Source organism: Vibrio sp. Vb0598 (genome assembly GCF_033338935.1).
GTDB lineage: Bacteria > Pseudomonadota > Gammaproteobacteria > Enterobacterales > Vibrionaceae > Vibrio > Vibrio alginolyticus.
Genome location: NZ_JAWOTP010000317.1, coordinates 1 through 1,025, shown reverse-complemented (window position 1 = coordinate 1,025; position 1,025 = coordinate 1). Strand labels below are relative to the sequence as shown.

Sequence of the window (1,025 nt, the reverse complement as noted above, 5' to 3'; positions counted from 1 at the left end):
CATTCGCTCAGGAGGACGATTCCACCACCCGCCAATTTGGAGGTACAGGTTTAGGCCTTGCCATCAGTACGCAACTTGTCGAACTCATGGGCGGAAGCATACAACTTGAATCTGAAAAAGGCCACGGAAGCCGTTTCTACTTCCAACTCACAGCGCCGATTTCTCAAGCCCATTTTCGTGCTCGACATACCGTGAATAATCAAATCTGGCTCGTCTGTGACGACAGTGACCTAGAAACAAAACTACGTAATGAGTTGAGCTTCTATCAAATTCAAGTGCATCAATCTGTTCATGATCTTAGTGCTCTTCCAACATGGATTAACGACAAAGAACGCATCATCATTCTTTATGTTGAAACGACGCCAGATGCCGCAGTGAAGAACACAGATTTGATGCGAAATTTGGAACATCAACATGTGCAAGTTTGCCTAATCAAACATCTACACAGCCAACAGCTTGATTTCGGTCACCCTGTCGCAGCGATCATTACTCAACCTTTGCTAGGACAACGTCTACTCAAAGCGCTTGAAAGCTGTGCTGAACGATTTACTCAATCTATTTCCGTCGTTCAGCCTGCAACCCGACTTGAAACATTACCCAAAGTGCTCGTTGTAGACGACAATACTGTGAACCAAAAAATTGCTGGGTTGCATGTCACCAAAGCAGGTTTTAGTTTTGATGTCGCTGCTAATGGTGAGGAAGCGGTCGACATGTTCAGAACATCCCAATACTGTCTGATTTTGATGGACTGCATGATGCCGGTGATGGATGGTTTCGAAGCAACGAAACAGATCCGCGCTTATGAAGCAAGCTTAGGACTCGAAAAAACGCCGATCATCGCGCTAACAGCCAGTGTGGTCGACGACGATATTCAACGCTGTTTTGACTCCGGGATGGACGCTTATGTGCCTAAACCAGTGAGAAAGGAGAAACTGTTGCATCAAATCGAAAACGTAATGTAGGCGAGCCACACATGAGCATGATTCTCCCCCCTCATAATCGACGAGCGCTGCGACTACTGGTCT

Annotated in this window: 1 protein-coding gene; it reads left to right on the top strand. The window is 46.3% G+C overall.

Annotated elements, in window-relative coordinates:
- On the top strand, positions 1 to 962 hold a 962-nt coding region (locus R7Q38_RS24965; protein ID WP_318114749.1), incomplete at its 5' end, for a response regulator.
- Positions 963 to 1,025: the final 63 nt, after the last annotated feature.